Raw genomic sequence first — 13,021 nt, 5'->3', positions numbered from 1 at the left:
GAATCCTCTTGGGGGATGAATGCCACTACCCTAAACGCCAGGCCTGCACAGAGCAGGCATTATTGCACCTGGGAATGCAGCGCCATGAGCATTGCCGCGCTGCCCAGGCCTGATTCAGCCGCGTACGCGCAGGGTCAGACCCTTGAGGAAGTTACGCAGGAACTGATCGCCGCAGGTGCGATAGTTGCTGTGGCCGAACTTGCGAAACAGTGCACTCATTTCCGGTTTTGATACCGGGCAGTCGACGCTCTGCATGATCTCGTGCATGTCGTCTTCTTTCAGTTCAAAGGCCACGCGCAGTTTCTTCAGCACCATGTTGTTGGTCACGGGCAGCTCGAACGGCTGGGCCGGGCGATTTTCGTCCTTGCCGCGCTTGAGGTACACCAGGCCATCAAGGAAGTGCGCCATCAGCTCGTCGTCACAGGCGACGAAGCCTTCCTCGTCTTCTTTCTTCAACAGCGGAGCTATTTCGGCGACGCTGGTCTGTTTGCCGCTGAGCTGGATGATGTCGACAATTTTCGCGTCACTGACGTCGAGCATATAGCGCACGCTGCGCAGTACATCGTTATTGAGCATGAGGGTGTCCTGAAATGTTGGGGAGCTGCAGCACGGGTGCTGCAGTCGGAGAAATGCCTAGAAGCGTTCTTTCGCGGCCAGGTAGCGCCATTGGCCGGGCTGGACTTTGGCCATGGGCACGCCGCCGATGCGGATGCGCTTCATGCCCAGCACCTTGAGGTCGACGCTGTTGCACATGAATACGATCTGCCCGGGCTGCGGGTTTTTCAAGGCGAAGCGCAGGCGGGTTTCGTTCTGCCAGCTGACCTTGCACGGTGGCAGTGCTGTGCCGTTGAAGCTCAGGCCGTGGTTCAGGCGTTTTAGTTGGCTGTTACTGAGGGTGCCGATGACTTCGACGACATACTCCTGCTCCAGCTTGGCCTGATCGTCCTTGAGCTTGCGCTCGATCCGCCAGTCCTGAGTCAGTACGTGCAGGCCATCGGCGCCGGCCTGCAGGGGCAGACAGGTGACCAGTCGAGCGAAGTGGCTTTTCAGCGGGCGGATGCCGGAACTGTCTTCCGGCCACTGGCTGGCCTGGCTGACAGTCTCGACCGCGCGATCCGGGAAGTGACCGGAGGGCACATGCAGCAGCAGGGTGACCGGCTCGACCGGTGCCAGTACCGCGTCCGGGAGCAGCTCGACGCGCTGTGCCTCGACCTTGAACTGCGGCTCTTGCACCACCACGCCATCAACCAGCACCCAGCCGCCCTCGATATACAACTCGGCCTCGCGGCGTGAGCAGCCGACCAGTTCAATCAGGCGTTTGGACAGGCGTATCGGGTCGGTCATGGAAAGAGTCGTCGGAAAAAAGGGCTGTCATTGTAACTGGCCAGGGGCTTCGTGCGCAGGTCATTGGGCGAACGGTGAAGATAAAAGCTCTGCTGCAGGATGGCTGGCAATCCATCATTCAGCAAATGGCCGTCACCTGCACGGTCTGTCGGGGGCTTCGCCACGCAATAAAAAGCCGCTCCGAAGAGCGGCTGCTGAAGGCGAGCGGGGTGCTTAGCCTCCCAGGTAGGCGTCGCGTACCTTCGGGTCATTGAGCAGTTCATGCCCGCTGCCCTGCATGACGATCCTGCCGTTCTCCAGTACATAGCCACGGTCGGCCAGCTTGAGCGCCTGGTTGGCGTTCTGCTCGACCAGGAACACGGTTACGCCATCCTCGCGCAGCTGTTCGATGATGCTGAAGATCTGCTGGATGATGATCGGGGCAAGCCCAAGGGAGGGTTCGTCGAGCAGCAGCAGCTTGGGCTTGCTCATCAGCGCGCGGCCGATGGCGAGCATTTGCTGTTCGCCGCCGGACATGGTGCCGGCGCGCTGCGACAGGCGTTCCTGCAGGCGTGGGAACAGGTGCAGAACCTTGTCCAGCTGCTCCTGGAACTCGCCTTTGGCCGTGAAGAAGCCACCCATTACCAGGTTCTCTTCCACGGTCAGGCGGGAGAATACCCGGCGACCTTCCGGTACCACGGCAATGCTCTTGCGCATGATGTCCGGGGTATTCTGGCCGATCAACTCTTCACCTTCGAAGCGGATGCTGCCACTGCTCGCCTGGGGTGATCCGCACAGGGTCATCAGCAGGGTCGACTTACCAGCGCCGTTGGCACCGATCAGGGTGACGATCTCGCCTTGGCGCACCTCGACGTCGATGTCATGGAGTGCCTGGATCTTGCCGTAGAAGGTGGAAACCTTGTCGAAATACAGCATCAAGCTTCCCCCAGGTAGGCTTTGATCACGTCCGGATTCGCGCGGATCTGCTCCGGCGTTCCTTCGGCCAGGGGCGTGCCCTGGTTGATCACGTAGATATGGTCGGAAATGCTCATGACCAGCTTCATGTCGTGCTCGATCAACAATACGGTGACGCCATGTTCATCGCGCAGCATGCGGATCAGGGCTTTGAGATCGTCAGTTTCCCGCGGATTGAGGCCGGCGGCGGGCTCGTCGAGCATTAGGATGCTCGGCCTGGTCATCATGCAGCGGGCAATTTCCAAGCGGCGTTGCTGGCCATAGGCGAGGGTGCCGGCCGGGCGGTTGGCGAATTCGGTCAAGTTGACCTGCTCCAGCCAGTGCGCGGCGTATTCCATGGCTTCGCGTTCGCTCTTGCGAAACGCCGGGGTCTTCAATAGCCCGGAGATGAAGTTGGTGTTGAGGTGGCGATGCTGAGCCACCAACAGGTTTTCCACCGCAGTCATTTCCTTGAACAACCGCACGTTCTGGAAGGTACGCACCACGCCCTTGCGGGCGATCTTGTGGCCTGGCAGGCCTTCGATCTGCTCGCCATTGAAGCGAATATTGCCGCTGGTTGGCTGGTAGAAGCCAGTCAGGCAGTTGAATACCGTGGTCTTGCCAGCGCCGTTCGGGCCGATCATCGACACCACTTGTTTTTCATTGACGGTCAGCCCCACTCCGTTGACGGCCAGCAGGCCACCGAAGCGCATGGACAGGCCGCTTACTTCCAGAATAGGGCGACTCATTGTTTCAACTCCAGGTGCGGGCGCTGCATGGGTAGCAGGCCTTGCGGACGCCAGATCATCATCAGCACCATCAGGGCGCCGAACATCAGCATGCGGTACTCGTTGAACTCACGCGCCAGTTCCGGCAACAGGATCATTACGATGGCCGCCAGGATGATTCCCAGCTGCGAGCCCATGCCACCCAGCACGACGATGGCGAGGATGATCGCCGATTCGATGAAGGTGAAGGATTGCGGACTGACCAGGCCTTGGCGCGCGGCAAAGAAGCTGCCGGCAAAACCGGCGAAGCAGGCACCCAGGGTGAAGGCCGAAAGCTTGATCATGGTGGGGTTCATGCCCAGGGCACGGCAGGCGATTTCGTCTTCGCGCAAGGCCTCCCAGGCCCGGCCAATCGGCATGCGCAGCAGGCGGTTGATCACGAACAGGGTCAGCAGGACCAGTACCAGGGCGATCAGGTAGAGGAAAATCACCTTGTTGATCGAGGCATAGGCTATGCCGAAATATTCATGAAACGTCTGCATGCCTTCTGCGGCTTTGCGGTCGAATGACAGGCCGAACAGCGTCGGTTTGGGAATCGAGCCGATACCGTTGGGGCCGCCGGTCAGCCAGGTCAGGTTGTTGAGCAGGATGCGGATGATCTCGCCGAAACCCAGGGTGACGATGGCCAGGTAGTCACCGCGCAGACGCAATACCGGAAAGCCGAGGATAAAGCCGAAGAACGCCGCCATCAGGCCGGCAATCGGCAGGCAGATCCAGAAGCTCAGGCCGAAGTAGAACGACAGTAGTGCGTAGCTGTAGGCGCCTACGGCATAGAACGCCACGTAGCCGAGATCGAGCAGTCCGGCCAGACCGACCACGATGTTCAGGCCCAGGCCGAGCATCACGTAGATCAGGATCAGGGTGGCGATGTCCACCGCGCCGCGGCTGCCGAAGAACGGCCAGGCCAGGGCCGTGATGATCAACCCGATGATCACCCAGCGCTGGGTCGAGGGCAGGGTGAGGAAGTTGCTGGCCTGGCTCGGCATACTTGGCAACGCCGGTGCATGGCGCCATACGGCACTCAGCTGGGTGCGGAACAATTGCCAGAAGAACATGGCAATGGAGCTACCGAGGATGGTCCAGAGAACGGCCGGACTGGCACCTTGCACTTCCAGTTTGATGCCCACGGTGCTCAGCTTCAGGCCGAGGACCGGATAGGCCACGGCCAGCACCAGCAGGGCGCTGAAAAAGGCCGTTTTGAAGTTTTTCTTGATCGCGGTACTCATACTTTCTCAACCTCCGGGCGACCCAGAATACCGGTCGGTCGGAACAGCAGGACCAGCACCAGCAGGCTGAAAGCCACCACGTCCTTGTATTGATCGCCAAAGATGTCGGCGCCAAAGGCCTCGGCCACGCCGAGCACCAGGCCGCCCAATACCGCGCCCGGGATGCTACCAATGCCGCCCAGTACCGCCGCAGTGAACGCCTTGATGCCGGCGAGGAAACCCAGGTGCGGGTTGATCACACCGTACTGCATGCCCAGCAACACGGCGGCAACTGCGGCCAGGGCCGCACCGATGACGAAGGTCAGGGAAATGATGTTGTGGGTGTTGATGCCCAGCAGGTTGGCCATCTTCAGGTCTTCGGCGCAGGCTCGGCAGGCCCGGCCTAGTCGCGAGCGGGAAATGAACAGCGTCAGGCCGACCATTGCCAGGAAGGTGACGACGAAAATCAGCACCTGCATATAAGAAATGACCACGCCATTCATGGCGCTTTCACCGAACACGAAGTTGCCCGGCAAGGGGTTGGGAATGGCTTTGTCCTTGGAGTCCTGAGACAACAACACGAGGTTCTGCAGGAAGATCGACATGCCGATGGCCGAGATCAGCGGAATCAGGCGGTTGCCGCCGCGCAGGGGGCGGTAGGCGACCCGTTCGATGCTGTAACCGTAGGCCGCGCAGACGATGATGCTGGCGGCGAAGCCGGCGATCATGATCAGGGGCAAGCTGTCCAGGCCGAACATGGCCAGGCCGGCGATGACGATGAAGACTACATACGAGCCAATCATATAAACCTCGCCGTGGGCGAAGTTGATCATGCCGATAATGCCGTAGACCATGGTGTAGCCAATGGCAATCAGGGCATAGGTACTGCCAACGGTCAGGCCGTTAACCAGCTGTTGCAGGTAGTGATAAAGATCAGGCATTGCCTAACTCCTGGGTCGTCACGCACGTCAGCGCTTGTGGCGCAGGGTGAGACCGGAATTCTTCTAATAAACAAAACCCACTGCGGCTGCAGTGGGCTTTGGGTTCAGGCGGGAAACCGCTTATCAGTTAAGCGGTGCTTCGCTCTTGGTGCCGTCCTGGTGCCATTCGTAGACCACGAAGCTGAAGTCTTTCAGGTCGCCTTTCGCGTCGAAGCTGAGGACGCCGGTAGGCGTGTCGAAGCTGTTGGCGCGCAGGGCTGCGGCCACATCGGCGGTATCGGTAGTGCCAGCTTTCTCGATGCCTTCGGCAATCACTTGCACGGCAGCATAGGCTGGGAAGACGAACGGGCCGCTGGAGTCTTCATTCTTGGCTTTGAACGCCTCGACCAGTGCCTGGTTGCGTGGATCCTGGTCGAACGACTTCGGCAGGGTCACCAGCAGGTCTTCGGAAGCCGGGCCGGCAATGGCCGAGATTTCCTTGTTACCCACACCTTCAGGGCCCATAAACTTGGCGCTCAGACCTTTTTCAGCCGACTGACGCAGCAGCAGGCCCAGTTCCGGGTGGTAGCCGCCGTAGTAGACGAAATCCACATCGGCTTGCTTGAGCTTGGCGATCATCGCGGAGAAATCCTTGTCGCCGGCATTGATGCCTTCGAACAGGACGACCTTGGTGCCCTTGGCTTCCAGCGTCTGCTTGACCGCGGTGGCGATGCCTTCACCGTATTGCTGCTTGTCGTGAAGTACGGCCACGGCCTTCGGCTTGATCTGGTCGGCGATGAAGTTGCCGGCGGTCGGGCCTTGCAGGCTGTCCAGGCCAATGGTGCGGAACACTAGTTCATAGCCGCGAGCGGTGATGTCAGGGCTGGTGGAGGCCGGGCTGATCATCAGGATGCCTTCGTCTTCGTAGATGTCGGACGCTGGCTGAGTGGAGCTGGAACAGAGGTGGCCAACCACGAATTTTACTTCGTCGTTGACGATCTTGTTGGCTACGGCTACGGCTTGTTTCGGATCGCAAGCATCGTCATAAACCACGCCTTCGAGCATCGAGCCGTTGACGCCACCAGCCTTGTTGATCTGCTCGATGGCCATCTTGGCGCCGATAAATTGCATCTCGCCGTATTGTGCGACTGCGCCCGTTACCGGGCCTGCCATACCAATCTTGATCGTATCAGCCGCTATCGAGTAGCTGGCAACGCCGGCCATGGCCATGGCGGCAAACAGTTTGGAGATCTGCTTAGTAGCCTTGTTCATAGTGCTCCACTCTTATTTTGGTTTTCGTTGTGTAGTTCTGGCGGCCAAGATTGCAGAGCCGGATCGTTGTCCCCGGTCATACTTCTGGCAACTTTACTGCTGCAGTGTAGAGCGCCGCTTTGCGGATTGGAAAGCCAGCCGTTGGGGATAACGCACGCGGATGTCGCTTAATTGAAAGAAACGTATAGAAAAACGGCGTGTCTTGCCTGCGCTCGGCAGCGTCCAGCGTACTTGCCTGGGATTTGTGCGGCGCTATCATGCTGCCCAAGCAAACTCGGGCTATTTCTGCGGACAAACCATGACTGAACAACCTAACACCCTCTATGCCAAGTTGCTTGGAGAAACTGCGCCAATCAGCTGGCAAGAGTTGCAACCTTTCTTCGCCCGCGGTGCGTTGCTGATGGTCGGGGCTACCCAAGATCTGATCGCGGTGGCCCAGGCCGTAGCGGAAAATGACCAGGATGAGGTGGCCGCCTGGCTGGCCAGCGACCAATTGAAAAAAGTCGACGATGGGGATGCCGCGGATTTGCTGGCGCGCGACCCGGCACTATGGGCGGTGGTGGTGGCGCCTTGGGTGCTGGTGCAGGAACGGCGTAGCTGATCAGACCTTGTGAAACAACTGTGGCCGCCTCCACATGACCGCAGCGCGCCTTGCCGCGAACGGCGGGACACGGTCTCGCAACAGCGCTCGATATGTTCACAAGCGCTGCGTCGATAGGGCGCTGGCGGTGAACAGGGCTAGACTGGTTTGAGTCTTCCCCTTGTCGCTACGGAGCCATCATGTTCGAGCCTGGCCATCTGCATCGCGCTAACCCGGTCGCCACCCCCGACCAACCGGCGTTCAGCATCGACCTCTATTACGAGGTGCGCCAGGATCCGGTGGAGGGGCCGATGCTGCACATGCGCCTGGTCGGCGACGTGGCGGGCAAGGCGTTCGAGGAGCAGTTCGAGTTGCACCACGATACTGCCTTCAATTTCGCCAGTGTCGCCAGCCGCTTGGCACTCAAGCATGGGATGCCGGCCAATTTCAGCCTGATCATGCGTGGCCATCAGGAATACGACCAGATGTTCGCCGATATCCGCACCAAGCTCGGCACCCATGCCGGCGACCCGGTCGATCTCGACCATCTTGAGAAAGACGGCTTGTAGTGGCGCTATCGAATAGGGCGTTACTCGCCGCAGATTCGCGAGGCAGCCTGTGGCGGGCTGTCGCCTCGCTCCGAGCGGGTCGCCGCCCGGACCGCCCTACGCACTGACCCAGCGTTGGCGCGCCCAGCCGCTGAAGGCATCGACGCCCAGCACCAGGATCAGCATCGCCAGGATCACCGTCGCCGCCTGGGCTTGCTGGAACAAGCTGAGGCTGACGTAGAGCATCTGTCCCAGCCCGCCGGCACCGACAAAACCGAGCACGCTGGCCATGCGGATATTGTTTTCCCAGCGGTACAGCGAATAGGCGATCAGTTGCGGCCAGATTGCCGGCAGGGTGCCATAGCAGAATGCCGCCACATGCCCGCCACCGCTCAGGCGAATTGCTTCGGCCGGCTCATTCGACGTGTTCTCCAGGGCTTCGGCGAACAGCCGGCCGAGCACCCCGGTGGTGTGCAGGGCCAGGGCCAGGGTGCCGGCATTCGGGCCGAGGCCGGCGGCCAGCACCACCAGGGCCGCCCATACCAGTTCCGGTATCGCGCGCAGGGCATTCAAGAGGAAACGCGAGCCACTCAGCGCCAGCCAGCCGAAACGTCCGGCCGCCGGCAAGGCCAGGAGCAGGCCGAGCAGGGCCGCCAGCAGGGTGCCCATGGCCGACATGGCCAGGGTCTCCAGGGCGCCGTGGCCGATGGCCCGCAAGTGCGGCACCGAGAAGTCGGGGCTGAAGAAATTGCTGGCATAGCGGCCCATCTGACTCAGACTGTCGCCACTGATCAGTGCGCCAAGGTCGATGCCCAGGAAGCGGAAGGACGCGACCACCGTCACCAGCAAGGCCAGCAGCAGTGCGTAGTTGCCCAGACGCTTGCCTGCGGATGGCTTCATAGCAACCTCGCGCGTAGCAGACGGCTGAGTTGGTCGGCGAGCAGGACCAGCAGCAGGAAGGTCAGCAGCATGCTGGCCACCTCGCCGCCGGCGAACATGCGCAGCGACAGGTCGATCTGCTGGCCCAGGCCGCCAGCACCGACGAAGCCCATCACCACCGAGGCGCGAATTGCACACTCCCAGCGGTACACCGTGTAAGAGAGCATTTCCGCGGCGGCATTGGGGAGAACCCCATAGGCAAAGGCGGCCAGGCGAGGGCTGCCGGCGATCAGCAGGGCACGGCTCGGGCGCGGGTCGACCGACTCGAAGATCTCCGCGTAGACCTTGCCGAGCATGCCGCTGTAGGTGATGGCGATGGCCAGCACCCCGGCGGTCGGGCCCAGGCCAACGGCGCGCACGAACAGCAGCGCCCAGACGATTTCCGGCACGCTGCGCAGGACGATCAACAGACCGCGTACCGGCCAGCGCAGCACCTGCGCCCACCAGGCCGGACGTCCGCCACGGTGCACGGCGGAGAGTGACAGCGCCCGGCTGGCCAGCAGTGCGCCGGGAATGGCGATCAGCAGGGCCAGGGCCATGCCGGCAGTGGCGATGGCCAGGGTTTCCAGGGTGGCGCGAGCGAGTAACTGGAGGAACTCGCGATCATGCGCCAGCGGCCAGAAGTCGGCGAGAAAGTGGCCCATATTGGCGGCGTTCTGTTCATCGAACAGCACCGCCAGGTTCAGCTCGCTGAGCGTCAGGCCCGGCCACAACAGCAGTACTGCCAGCAGGGTCAGCGCCAAGCGCGGCAGGGTGGCCGGGTCACGCAGTGGCGGGTTCAGCATCGTGGGATCTGCACACTCACAGGCGCCGACGCTGCCGAAGCGGGCACGGCTGGCAATTGTTCGTTGGCGTATAGCGCATCCAGCGCGCTGACGCTGATTGCTTCGGGCGGCAGGTCGAAGGCAATACGACCCTCGCGCACGCCGATGATTCGCGGGAAATGCGCCAGGGCCAACTCAACCGCATGCAGGCTGGCCAGCAGGGTCATGCCGCGCCGACTGACTTCCTCATTGAGTACGCTCAGGGTATGGCCAGCGAGCACCGGGTCCATGGCCGACACCGGCTCATCGGCCAGGATCAATTCCGGCGCTTGATAGAGCACCCGGGCGATGCCGACCCGTTGCAACTGGCCACCGGAGAGCTGATCACAGCGTTCGAACAGCTTGTCCGCCAGGTCCAGGCGCGCAAGGGCCGCCTGGGCTCCGGGCATATCCAGCGGATGCAGCAAGTTGAGCAGGCTTTTGCCCAGGGACCATTGCCCCAGCTTACCCGCCAGTACCGCCGTGATTACCCGCTGGCGTGGCGGCAGGGGCGGTGCCTGATGAATCAGGCCGATGCGCGCACGCAACTGCTGGCGCTTACCGGCAGAAAGCTGCCAAGGCTGCTGGCCGAGCAACTGGATCTGTCCGCTGCTGGGTTGCAGGTTGCTGGCGAGCAGGCGCAACAGGCTGGTTTTGCCCGCGCCCGATGGGCCGATGATGGCCACCCGCTCGCCGATCTGTACCCGTAGATCGATCTCGTTGAGCGCAACCTGACCGTTGGCGTGGGTCAGGCCCACGCCGCTGAGACTGACACTCACTTCAACAGGCCGGCCGCCTGGGCTGCTTCCTCGATACCCTGGTAATTTTCAGCCTTGGTCGCGATAAAGCCGCTGGCGGCTTGCAGGTCGAGGATGGCCTTGTGTTCCGGGTTGGCCGGGTCGAGTGCGAGGAACGCCGCCTGGATCTTGTCGCGCGCGACCGGGTCGAGGGTGCCGCGCACTGTCCAGTTGTAATCGAAGTAGGGCGGGGTGGTGGCGATTACCTTGACCTTGTCGGTATCGATCTTGCCAGCGGCGACCAGCTTGTCCCACACCGAAGCGTTGAGCACGCCGCCGTCGGCCTTGCCGGCCTGCACCCAGGCTGCGGTGGCGTCATGCGCACCGGAGTAGGCAATGCGGCTGAAGAACTCTTCCGGCTTGATCCCGTCCTTTAGCATGAAGTAGCGCGGCATCAGGCTGCCGGAGGTGGACGACACCGAACCGAAGGCGAAGGTCTTGCCTTTGAGGTCCTGCAGCGAGTGCACGGCCGGGTCGGCGCTGATGATCTTGCTGGTGAACTTCTCATCTTCGGCGCGTTGCACCAGCGGGATGGCGGGGTGCGCAGTGTCGGCGGTTTTCAGGCGCGCCTGGACGAAGGTGAAACCGCCCAGCCAGGCCAGGTCGATACGATCGGCGGCGAGGGCCTCGACCACCGCGGCATAGTCGGATACCGGAACGAACTCGACTTTCATGTCCAGTTGCTGTTCGAGGTAGGCGCCAAGCGGCTTGAATTTGCGCAACAGTTCGGTGGGGGCTTCATCGGGGATGGCCGAGACGCGCAATACATCGGCGGCTTGGGCAAATACGGCGGAAAAAGACAGGGCAAGGCCGACGGCCAGCGCAAAGGGACGCTTCAACATGGGGGTTCTCCGGTTCAATAGCGGGGAAAGCCGGCGGAGTATAAAGGGAATCATGCGCCTGTGGTGGCTGGGCTGAGAGGCTGTGAAAAAACACCCGCCTACTGCGGATATCTCCGAGCGAGCGCCGCTGATATTTCGCTACGAACGCCTGGTGTCAGCCTCGCCACGGCGCTGAACATTTTCCCTATCGCTGAGCAAGGCTCAGCCCGGCACCCGGATTGCCTCGGCGGCATCTGCATAAGCCTCCGGTGGGTTACGCACTGCGCCCGGTCCATGGCGGTTTCGCTGCAGAGGTTCCGCGTTGTTCAGCCACCCTACGTTAAGATAGCCATGTCTTTTGAGCTGGAGTCGCACTATGTCTGCATCGATGACCACTTCCCTTCCGGCCTTGGCTTTCGCTGGCATCGGCCTGATGGGCTTGCCCATGACCCGGCGCCTGCTGGCCGCCGGTTATCCCCTGAGCGTGTGGAACCGTTCGCCTGACAAGTGCTTGCCGTTGCTTGAGCTGGGGGCGCAACGTGCGCAAACCCCGGCCGAGCTGTGCACCGATGCCGGCATGGTGATGCTCTGCCTGGCCAATACCGAGGTGGTGCGTGAGGTGGTGTTCGGCCCCGGTGGTATCGTCGAGGGTGCCCGTCCCGGGCAACTGCTGGTGGATTTCTCCAGCCTGGAGCCGGCGGCAACCCGCGCGATGGCCGCCGAGCTGGAGCAGCGTTGCGGCATGCGCTGGGTTGATGCGCCGGTGTCTGGCGGCACGCCCGGCGCGGAGGCCGGTAGCCTGGCGATCATGGCTGGTGGCCGCGAGGAGGATGTCGAGCGGGCGCGACCGGTCCTTGCCCACCTGGGGCAGCGTCTGACCCGCATGGGCGATGTCGGTGCCGGTCAGGTAACCAAGTTGTGCAACCAGATGATCGTCGCCTGCAACGCGCTGGTGATTGCCGAGGTGGTGGCCCTGGCGGAGCAGGCCGGGGTCGATGCCAGCCTCCTCGCGCCGGCCTTGGCCGGTGGTTTTGCCGATTCCAAACCGTTGCAGATCCTCGCTCCGCAAATGGCCAGCAGCCAGTTCGAACCGATCAAATGGCATGTGCGCACCTTGCTCAAGGACCTGGACAGCGCGGTCAAACTGTCCCGCGAGATCGGTTCGGCCACACCGCTCAGCGGCCTGGCGGCGCAGTTGATGCGCCTGCACGGCAGCCAGGGCAATTTGCAACGCGATCCGGCCACGCTGGTGCAACTGTATCGGGAGGGCGAGGCATGAAAATCGCCGCCAACCTGTCCCTGTTGTTCAATGAACTGCCGTTGCGCGAGCGCGTGGTGGCTGCCGCGGCGGCGGGTTTCGATGGTGTGGAAATCCAGTTTCCCTACGAGTTGGCGGCGATTCGCCTGAAGGAGGCGCTGGAGGCAGCGGGCATGCCGCTGGTACTGATCAATCTGCCCGCTGGCGACTTGCTCGGCGGCGGTGCCGGTCTGGCGGCGGTGCCGGCGCGCCAGGCCGAGTTCGACGCTGCGCTGCAGGAGGCACTGACCTATGCGGCGATGGTCCGGCCCGCCTGCGTCAATGTGCTGGCCGGGCGCCTGGCTGCAGGCGTGAGTCGAGAGCAGGCGTTGGCGACCCTGGTCGCCAATCTGCGCAAAACAGCCGAAGCCTTTCAGGTGCTGGGGATTCGCGTGCTGGTGGAGGCAATCAATCCGTTGGATATGCCGGGTTTTTTGCTCAACACCCCCGAGCAGCTCGATGAGTTGTTGCGCAGGGGCGGGCATCCCAATCTGGCGGCCCAGTACGATCTCTATCACATGGCGCGGCAAGGCGTGGATCTGCTGGCAGGCATCGAATTGTTGGCTGGGCGCATCGGCCATGTGCAGTTCGCCGATTGCCCCGGGCGCGGGGCACCTGGAACCGGTCAGCTCGAGTTCGCCCCGGTGCTGGCGGCGCTCGAGCGCACCGGCTATCGGGGCTGGCTGGGCGCCGAATACCTGCCGGGTGAAGCGGGCACGCGGGCGGGGCTCGCTTGGCTGGGCCACTGGCGCACCGCCAACTGACGACCCGGGT

The 13,021-nt window shown here is 62.3% G+C and carries 15 protein-coding genes; 4 read left to right on the top strand and 11 right to left on the bottom strand.

Going from position 1 to position 13,021, the window contains the following annotated elements; all coding sequences use genetic code 11:
* Positions 1 to 114: 114 nt before the first annotated feature.
* The 7 genes from LJY18_RS11675 to LJY18_RS11645 all read right to left on the bottom strand — a co-directional run bounded on the left by LJY18_RS11675 (position 115) and on the right by LJY18_RS11645 (position 6,462).
* Positions 115 to 576: a DUF1456 family protein gene (locus LJY18_RS11675; protein WP_238041987.1), complete on the bottom strand. Its 462-nt coding sequence runs from the start codon at positions 574 to 576 to the stop codon at positions 115 to 117.
* A 57-nt stretch (positions 577 to 633) separates the two neighbouring features.
* Positions 634 to 1,344: an rRNA pseudouridine synthase gene (locus tag LJY18_RS11670; protein ID WP_238041986.1), complete on the bottom strand. Its 711-nt coding sequence runs from the start codon at positions 1,342 to 1,344 to the stop codon at positions 634 to 636.
* A 213-nt stretch (positions 1,345 to 1,557) separates the two neighbouring features.
* Positions 1,558 to 2,259 (bottom strand): ABC transporter ATP-binding protein, encoded by a 702-nt coding sequence (locus tag LJY18_RS11665; RefSeq protein WP_238041985.1) that lies wholly within the window; start codon positions 2,257 to 2,259, stop codon positions 1,558 to 1,560.
* A complete protein-coding gene (livG, locus tag LJY18_RS11660) occupies positions 2,259 to 3,026 on the bottom strand; it encodes a high-affinity branched-chain amino acid ABC transporter ATP-binding protein LivG (protein WP_238041984.1) in 768 nt (255 codons plus the stop codon). The genes LJY18_RS11665 and livG overlap by 1 nt, the downstream gene beginning before the upstream one ends.
* A complete protein-coding gene (locus tag LJY18_RS11655) occupies positions 3,023 to 4,291 on the bottom strand; it encodes a high-affinity branched-chain amino acid ABC transporter permease LivM (RefSeq protein WP_269137808.1) in 1,269 nt (422 codons plus the stop codon). The genes livG and LJY18_RS11655 overlap by 4 nt, the downstream gene beginning before the upstream one ends.
* A complete protein-coding gene (gene livH, locus LJY18_RS11650; protein WP_238041983.1) occupies positions 4,288 to 5,211 on the bottom strand; it encodes a high-affinity branched-chain amino acid ABC transporter permease LivH in 924 nt (307 codons plus the stop codon). The genes LJY18_RS11655 and livH overlap by 4 nt, the downstream gene beginning before the upstream one ends.
* Before the next feature lie 123 nt (positions 5,212 to 5,334).
* On the bottom strand, positions 5,335 to 6,462 hold the full coding sequence (locus LJY18_RS11645) for a branched-chain amino acid ABC transporter substrate-binding protein (RefSeq protein ID WP_238041982.1): 1,128 nt from the start codon (positions 6,460 to 6,462) through the stop codon (positions 5,335 to 5,337).
* A 298-nt stretch (positions 6,463 to 6,760) separates the two neighbouring features.
* On the opposite strand from LJY18_RS11645, the gene LJY18_RS11640 reads away from it, so the two are divergent.
* Together LJY18_RS11640 and LJY18_RS11635 are read left to right on the top strand one after the other, a co-directional pair.
* Positions 6,761 to 7,063 (top strand): DUF2288 domain-containing protein, encoded by a 303-nt coding sequence (locus LJY18_RS11640; protein ID WP_238041981.1) that lies wholly within the window; start codon positions 6,761 to 6,763, stop codon positions 7,061 to 7,063.
* A 179-nt stretch (positions 7,064 to 7,242) separates the two neighbouring features.
* Positions 7,243 to 7,611 (top strand): DUF5064 family protein, encoded by a 369-nt coding sequence (locus LJY18_RS11635; RefSeq protein ID WP_238041980.1) that lies wholly within the window; start codon positions 7,243 to 7,245, stop codon positions 7,609 to 7,611.
* 96 nt (positions 7,612 to 7,707) lie between these two features.
* On the opposite strand, the gene phnE is transcribed toward LJY18_RS11635, so the two are convergent.
* Genes phnE through LJY18_RS11615 form a run of 4 tightly spaced genes read right to left on the bottom strand, consistent with a single transcriptional unit; the run spans position 7,708 to position 10,971 of the window.
* The gene (gene phnE, locus LJY18_RS11630) at positions 7,708 to 8,490 is read right to left on the bottom strand and encodes a phosphonate ABC transporter, permease protein PhnE (protein ID WP_238041979.1); all 783 of its coding nucleotides are present in this window, start codon (positions 8,488 to 8,490) and stop codon (positions 7,708 to 7,710) included.
* Entirely contained in the window at positions 8,487 to 9,314 is an 828-nt protein-coding gene (locus LJY18_RS11625; protein WP_238041978.1) for a PhnE/PtxC family ABC transporter permease, read from the bottom strand. Before LJY18_RS11625 ends, phnE begins: the two co-directional genes overlap by 4 nt.
* A complete protein-coding gene (locus LJY18_RS11620) occupies positions 9,308 to 10,111 on the bottom strand; it encodes a phosphonate ABC transporter ATP-binding protein (protein ID WP_238041977.1) in 804 nt (267 codons plus the stop codon). Before LJY18_RS11620 ends, LJY18_RS11625 begins: the two co-directional genes overlap by 7 nt.
* Positions 10,108 to 10,971 carry a putative selenate ABC transporter substrate-binding protein gene (locus LJY18_RS11615; RefSeq protein ID WP_238041976.1) on the bottom strand — a complete coding sequence of 288 codons (864 nt, stop codon included), beginning with the start codon at positions 10,969 to 10,971 and terminating at the stop codon, positions 10,108 to 10,110. The genes LJY18_RS11620 and LJY18_RS11615 overlap by 4 nt, the downstream gene beginning before the upstream one ends.
* A gap of 367 nt (positions 10,972 to 11,338) precedes the next feature.
* Between LJY18_RS11615 and LJY18_RS11610 the strand changes: the two genes are divergently transcribed.
* Both LJY18_RS11610 and LJY18_RS11605 read left to right on the top strand, forming a co-directional pair.
* Positions 11,339 to 12,229 (top strand): NAD(P)-dependent oxidoreductase, encoded by an 891-nt coding sequence (locus LJY18_RS11610; RefSeq protein WP_238041975.1) that lies wholly within the window; start codon positions 11,339 to 11,341, stop codon positions 12,227 to 12,229.
* Entirely contained in the window at positions 12,226 to 13,011 is a 786-nt protein-coding gene (locus LJY18_RS11605) for a hydroxypyruvate isomerase family protein (protein ID WP_238041974.1), read from the top strand. The genes LJY18_RS11610 and LJY18_RS11605 overlap by 4 nt, the downstream gene beginning before the upstream one ends.
* Positions 13,012 to 13,021: the final 10 nt, after the last annotated feature.

Origin of the sequence: Pseudomonas sp. MMS21 TM103 (assembly GCF_022132145.1) — a bacterium.
Taxonomy (GTDB): domain Bacteria; phylum Pseudomonadota; class Gammaproteobacteria; order Pseudomonadales; family Pseudomonadaceae; genus Aquipseudomonas.
Note: the sequence above shows the minus strand (reverse complement) of the source record. Positions and strands in the feature narration are given on the sequence as shown.

Coding starts and splice junctions, on each gene's coding strand:
- LJY18_RS11675 (WP_238041987.1), bottom strand. CDS start 576: ATGCTCAATAACGATGTACTGCGCAGCGTGCGCTATATGCTCGACGTC.
- LJY18_RS11670 (WP_238041986.1), bottom strand. CDS start 1,344: ATGACCGACCCGATACGCCTGTCCAAACGCCTGATTGAACTGGTCGGC.
- LJY18_RS11665 (WP_238041985.1), bottom strand. CDS start 2,259: ATGCTGTATTTCGACAAGGTTTCCACCTTCTACGGCAAGATCCAGGCA.
- livG (WP_238041984.1), bottom strand. CDS start 3,026: ATGAGTCGCCCTATTCTGGAAGTAAGCGGCCTGTCCATGCGCTTCGGT.
- LJY18_RS11655 (WP_269137808.1), bottom strand. CDS start 4,291: ATGAGTACCGCGATCAAGAAAAACTTCAAAACGGCCTTTTTCAGCGCC.
- livH (WP_238041983.1), bottom strand. CDS start 5,211: ATGCCTGATCTTTATCACTACCTGCAACAGCTGGTTAACGGCCTGACC.
- LJY18_RS11645 (WP_238041982.1), bottom strand. CDS start 6,462: ATGAACAAGGCTACTAAGCAGATCTCCAAACTGTTTGCCGCCATGGCC.
- LJY18_RS11640 (WP_238041981.1), top strand. CDS start 6,761: ATGACTGAACAACCTAACACCCTCTATGCCAAGTTGCTTGGAGAAACT.
- LJY18_RS11635 (WP_238041980.1), top strand. CDS start 7,243: ATGTTCGAGCCTGGCCATCTGCATCGCGCTAACCCGGTCGCCACCCCC.
- phnE (WP_238041979.1), bottom strand. CDS start 8,490: ATGAAGCCATCCGCAGGCAAGCGTCTGGGCAACTACGCACTGCTGCTG.
- LJY18_RS11625 (WP_238041978.1), bottom strand. CDS start 9,314: ATGCTGAACCCGCCACTGCGTGACCCGGCCACCCTGCCGCGCTTGGCG.
- LJY18_RS11615 (WP_238041976.1), bottom strand. CDS start 10,971: ATGTTGAAGCGTCCCTTTGCGCTGGCCGTCGGCCTTGCCCTGTCTTTT.
- LJY18_RS11610 (WP_238041975.1), top strand. CDS start 11,339: ATGACCACTTCCCTTCCGGCCTTGGCTTTCGCTGGCATCGGCCTGATG.
- LJY18_RS11605 (WP_238041974.1), top strand. CDS start 12,226: ATGAAAATCGCCGCCAACCTGTCCCTGTTGTTCAATGAACTGCCGTTG.